The organism is Streptomyces sp. SID14436 (assembly GCF_010548465.1).
Classification (GTDB): Bacteria; Actinomycetota; Actinomycetes; order Streptomycetales; family Streptomycetaceae; genus Streptomyces.
On record NZ_JAAGMD010000575.1, the window covers coordinates 1 to 5,719 of the forward strand.

Annotated in this window: 4 protein-coding genes; all 4 read right to left on the reverse strand. The window is 73.0% G+C overall.

Annotation, left to right across the window (positions count from 1 at the left end; genetic code table 11):
• The coding region (gene fabD, locus G3I53_RS19915) for an ACP S-malonyltransferase (RefSeq protein WP_164438611.1) at positions 1-970 on the reverse strand (970 nt) is incomplete at its 3' end.
• 4 nt (positions 971-974) lie between these two features.
• The gene (locus G3I53_RS19920) at positions 975-1,835 is read right to left on the reverse strand and encodes a DUF6039 family protein (protein ID WP_164438612.1); all 861 of its coding nucleotides are present in this window, start codon (positions 1,833-1,835) and stop codon (positions 975-977) included.
• 87 nt (positions 1,836-1,922) lie between these two features.
• Entirely contained in the window at positions 1,923-3,488 is a 1,566-nt protein-coding gene (locus G3I53_RS19925) for an MDR family MFS transporter (RefSeq protein WP_164438613.1), read from the reverse strand.
• A gap of 283 nt (positions 3,489-3,771) precedes the next feature.
• Positions 3,772-5,719, reverse strand: a 1,948-nt coding sequence (locus tag G3I53_RS19930) for a beta-ketoacyl synthase N-terminal-like domain-containing protein (RefSeq protein WP_275406514.1), incomplete at its 5' end; no start/stop codon positions are given.

Genomic DNA, 5,719 nt, shown 5'->3' on the forward strand with positions numbered 1-5,719 from the left:
CCGCGGCGGCTGCCGAAGGGGCGGGGACGGCGGTGGGCGCCTCCCCTGTGCGGGCCGCCGGTCCCCGTCCGGGGCCGGCCGGGTGCGGGACGCCGGGACCTGGTCCGGACACGTGTGCGCGGCGCACCGCGCGGGCCTCCTGCCAGAAACCGGTGAGGGTCCGGCCGCGGCCGATCTCCCACACCTCGTCCACCCCGGTGTCCAGCAGGTGGTTCATGGTCTCCGACCAGCGGACCCGCGAGCGGATCTGCCGGCCGAGCAGGTCGGCGACCGGCGCGTTCCGGGGGTAGGGCCGGGCCGTCACGTTGGCGATCACGGGCAGGCGCGGGGGCGCGAGCTCCACCCCGGCCAGGGTGTCCGCGAACCGCCGGGCCGCCGGGGCCATGTCGCGGGAGTGGAAGGCGGCGCTCACCGGCAGGGGCACGCACCGCACCGCCGGGAGGGCGGTGGTGAGCAGGCGGGTGACCGCCGACACGCCCTCGGGCGAGCCGGAGATCACCACCTGCGTCGGCGCGTTGTCGTTGGCGATCTCGACGTCCTCGCGGCCGGCGTCCGCGAGGAGTCGTTCCACCTCGGTGAGGCCGGCGCCGACGACGGCGGCCATGGCGCCGCCGTCCGCCTCGCCCATCAGCCGGCCGCGTTCGGCGACCAGCCGCAGTCCGGTGGCGAAGTCCAGGACCCCGGCCGCCATGAGCGCGTTGAGTTCGCCGAGGCTGTGCCCGGCGACCACGTCGGGCTCGCCCCGCTCGGCGCGCTGCGCCAGGTAGGTCAGCGCGTGGACGGTGAACAGGGCCGGCTGCGCGTACCGGGTGAGCCGCAGCCGGTCGCCGTCGTCGCGCAGGCACAGGTCCCGGACCGAGTAACCGAGGATGTCGTCGGCGAGGGCGCAGTGGTCGGGGAAGGCGTCGAACACGTCGGCGCCCATGCCCCGGCGCTGGCTGCCCTGCCCGGCGAAGAGCAACGCGCGCACGGCGTCAGAGCTGACGGGGGACGAGGAGGGTGTCGGTGACGCCGCCGGGCACGAACGCGTCCGCGCCGGTGCCGCCGCCCTTCTCCGGGGAGATCATCTGCCGTTCGACCAGCTTGCGGAACTTCGGGTCGCGGTCGGGAAGGTTGCGCAGCTCCTCCCACGCCTCGTAGGAGGAGAGGTGGATCAGCATGTGCAGCCGGTCCATCGCGCCGAAGGTCTCCTCGTACAGGTAGGAGGTCACCTTGCCGCGCATGTTCTCGTTGACGTAGTTCTGCCAGGCGAAGGCGTAGTAGCGGGCCTCCTTGCGCATCGGGTACCGGGCCTGGGCGACGCGGTGCACCATCAGCGGGGCGTTGGCGGAGTTGAGCTGCTCCTCCGGCGGCACCGAGGTCTGCCGCCAGGCCTCGGGCACCCACGCCTCGTGGTGGTCGTCCTCGCCGTAGTCCAGGCCGTGCTGGGGCACCAGGATGTGCTCGGTGATGCTGCCCTGCACGACCGCGTTGCCCCAGCTGCCGAAGCCGCGGTCGTCGGCGACCACGTCGTCGTTGAGCAGGATCTTGGTGGTCTCGTCGTGGTCGACCATCTCCAGGCTGGCCGCGTAGTCGGCCGGGCTCTTCATGTTGATGAACCAGTGGTGCTTGGCCTGGTCGCCGAACGCCTTCTGGAAGAAGAAGAACGTCATGCCGTTGAGGTCGGCCTTGTTCATGTGCTTGAGGACCTCGGCCACGAAATTCAGGCCCTCTTGTTCATGTCCCGGCTTGAAATGCGCGTAACGCGAGATGATGAATCCCGCATTGCCCGAGTGCAGCAGTTCGCTTTCAGGCCGGTCGACCTGATGGCGGGCCGGCCTCATAATGTCGGTCACCGCGACCTCCGCTCTTCGTCGGATCGGATGTGCCGACCTTAGGAGGAGCGGGGATCGCGGCGACGCACAGTTTTGCGCAGACGCCCCTCAGCGTTCTTCGTCGAGGGCCTTTTCCTTCTCCGGCACGTCCTGGGCGGGCCCGTCCTCGGGCGGGGTGGACTCGGGCATCAGCAGGGACAGGACGAGTGCGAGCACGGCGAACGGCACGACGGTCAGGAACACCGCGGCGAGCGCCTCCCCGTACGCGCCGACGACGACGTCCCGTTGCTCGCGGGCCAGCCCCCTGATGGCGTCGATGCTGCCCAGGGACGCCTCGTCGAGGCCGCCGGCCGGCCCGGCCCGGTCCTCCAGCAGCGCGGCGAACCGACTGTTGAGGACGGCGCCGAGGAGCGCCACGCCGACGGCGGAGCCGAGCCGCTGGAAGAAGCTGACGGCGGCGGTCGCCGCACCGATGTCCGCCGGGGCCACGACGCCCTGGACGGCGGTGATGACCGGCTGGAGGGTGAAGCCCGCGCCGATGCCGAAGACGAAGCCGAGCAGGATGATCAGCCAGCTGGGGGTGTCCGCCCGGATGAAGCCCAGCGGCAGCATGGTGACCACGAGCAGGACGGCGCCGGCCACGGGGAAGACCTTGAAGCGGCCCGTGGCGCTCATCCGGTTGCCCGCGTGGATGGAGGCGAAGCCGACGCCCATCATGGTGGGGACGACAGCGAGCCCCGCGGTGAACGGCGACATGCCCTTCACGGCCTGGAAGTACACGGGCAGGAACACCACCCCCGTGAACAGGGCGAGGCCGGCGATCATGCTGTAGGCGGAGCCGAGGGAGAACAGCCGCAGCTTGAACAGCACCATGGGTACCACGGGTTCGGCGGCCCGCCGTTCCACCAGCACCAGCACCACGCTCAGCACGAGGGTCACAGCCACCAGTCCGAGCGCCAGCGGGTCGGTCCACCCGCGCTCGCCCCCGGCCCAGGACAGGTAGAGCAGCAGCGGGGTGGTGGCGGCGATGACCAGGGTGGCGCCGAGGTAGTCCACGGTGCGGCTGCGGCGCTCGGCGGTGATGCCGCGCAGGGCCGAGGCGGTGACGACGAGGGAGAGCAGGCCCAGCGGCACGTTGATCAGGAAGATCCACCGCCAGCCGATCGCGTCGACGAGGCCGCCGCCGACGAGGGGGCCGGCGAGGGTGGCGATGCCGAACACCCCGGCGACCATGCCCTGGTAGCGGCCCCGGTCCCGGACCGGGACCACGTCGGCGATCACCGACAGGGCGAGCGCGTACAGCGCTCCGGCGCCGAGGCCCTGCACCGCGCGGGCGGCGATCAGCTGGGTGATCTCCTGGGCCACGCCGCACAGCGCCGAGCCCACGATGAAGACGCTGGTCGCCACGACGAAGACGATGCGGCGCCCGAACTGGTCGGAGACCTTGCCCCAGACGGGGGTGCTCGCCATCGAGGTCAGCAGGTAGGCGGTGATCACCCAGGCCAGGTTCTCCAGGCCGCCCACGTCGCTGACGATGCTGGGCAGGGCCGTGCTCACCACGGTCTGGTCCAGCGCGGACAGCAGCAGGCCGGTCATCACGCCGATGATGGCGCGGTTGATCTGCCGCTTGCTCAGTTCCGGCCCGGAGGAGACCGGTGGGTTCGACGTCGTCATGGGCTGTCGAGAGCCCGGCCCGTGCGGGCCCGGTCCCCCGTCCCCCTTCCTGTTCCGAGCCCCGCGGGTCTCCCCGCTCGGCTCACCGATGTGCTTCTTCCGTGGTGCTGCAAGGCGGCCGGCCGGTGGTCCGACGGCCGCCCGGCCGCGCCGTCTTCGGGGCGTGGCACTGGCGCGGGACGATACCTTCCGCACCGGACGACCGTACGGATTTCACGGCCATCGGATCGTGTCCGCCGAGAGATGTCTCATAACGTCCACCCGGGGTCGGTCAGGGGTTTGATCACCGGAAAGCCAGACGCAGCGCGGCCCGTGGCGCCGGTCCGTCGGCCGGCGGGCCGTCGGGGGCCGTCGGTCCGTCGGGGGCCGTCGGTCCGTCGGGGGCCGAAAGGCCGTCGGGCCGGTCCAGCCACAGCCGACGCCGGTCGAAGGCGATCGGCGGCCTGCTCCTGCGGCGTTCACCGGCCGCCTCCAGCTGGGCGGGCGGGGCCTCGGCGACCACGACGTGCGCGTTGGTGCCGCCGAAGCCGAAGGAACTCACCCCGGCCACCCGGGGCCTGCCGGGCAGCGGCCAGTCCCGGGCCCCGGTGGCCAGGGCGAACGGCGAATCGTCCAGGTCCAGGCGGGGGTTGGGCGTCTCGCAGTGCAGGGTGGGCGGCACCGTGCCGTGCCGCACCGCGAGCAGCGCCTTCAGCAGACCGGCCGCCCCGGCCGCGTGCAGCAGGTGGCCCACGTTCGTCTTGACGGAGCCGAGCAGGCAGGGGCCGTCGCGGTGGTCGCGGTCCTCGTCGAAGACGGTGCGCAGGGCCCGGAACTCCAGCGGGTCGCCGATCGCGGTGCCGGTGCCGTGCGCCTCGATCATGCCGACCTCTGCGGGTTTGCGTCCGGCGTCGCGCAGGGCCCGCCGAACCGCGGCGGCCTGGGCGGCCGGATTCGGCGTCGTGAGGCCCATGGTGCGGCCGTCGTTGGTGACGGCGGAGCCCTCGATGACGCCGTGCACCGGGTCACCGTCCCGCAGCGCCGCGTGCAGCGGTTTGAGCAGCAGCACGACGCTGCCCTCACCGGGGACGAAGCCGTCGGCGCGCCGGTCGAAGGCGGCACAGCGGCCGGTGGGCGACAGCGCGCCCGCGGCCGAGAACTCCAGGTACGGGCTCTCGTCCAGCAGCACGCTGCTGCCTCCGGCGATCGCCGCCTCACTCTCCCCGCTGCGCAGGCTCTGGCAGGCCAGGTGGACGGCCACCAGGGACGAGGAGCAGGCGCTGTCCACGACGAGGTGCGGGCCGCGCAGATCGAAGTGCTGGCCGACGTGCGAGGCGACGAAGTTCGGGTCCGACTCGGGGACTTCGGCCCGTATCCCGCCGCGCGCCGCGTAGTTGGTGCCGCGGGCTCCGGCGAACACGCCCACGTCCCGTCCGGCGAGCTCGGGGCCTTCCAGGCCGGCGTCGCGCAGACAGTCGGCGGTGGTCTCCAGGAACAACCTGATGGTGGGGTCGAGACAGCGGGCCTGCTCGTCGGTGAGCCCGAAGTGGCCCGCGTCGAACTCCTCGATGCCGTCGACGAATCCGCCCCACTTGCCGACGGTGCGACCGGGCTGCTGGGCGGGCCGGTGGAAGCGGGAGGCGTCCCAGCGCTCGGGCGGCACCTCACCGACGGCGAGGTGGCCCGCCGTCAGGTTGCGCCAGAACGTGGCCACGTCCGGCGCCCCGGGCAGCCGGCACGCCATGCCGATCACGGCGATGGTGTCCCGGTCTGGTTCGGGGGCGGGCAGGCGCGGGGCGGCGGCGGGCGTCCGGGCCGCCGGGGTGTCGTGCGCGACCGCTTGCGGTGGGTGGGGCGTGCTGTGCGGCGTGGTTGCGACGGTGGAGGGCGTGACGGTGAGGGCGGGTGCGCCGTCGGACCGGGGCGGTGCCGTCGCGGAACCGTCGTCCGTCGCGGGCGCGCCGGACGGCTCCGTCCGGTCGGCGGCGGCCAGTTCCGGCAGCAGGGCGTGCAGCCGGTCGGTGAGCGTGCGCAGCGTGCTGTGTTCGAGCAGGAGGGTCGGGTCGAGGGCCCGGCCGACGTGCTGCTCGATGGCGTCCAGGAGTTCGCCGAGCATCACCGACTCCACGCCCAGTTCGGCGAATTCGGCGGTGGGGTCGAAGTCCGCGGCCGGGATGCCGACGACGCCGGCGAAGATGTCGGCCAGCCAGCCGGGGACGGGCCGCTGCCCGGCCGCCCCCGTGGGCGCGGGG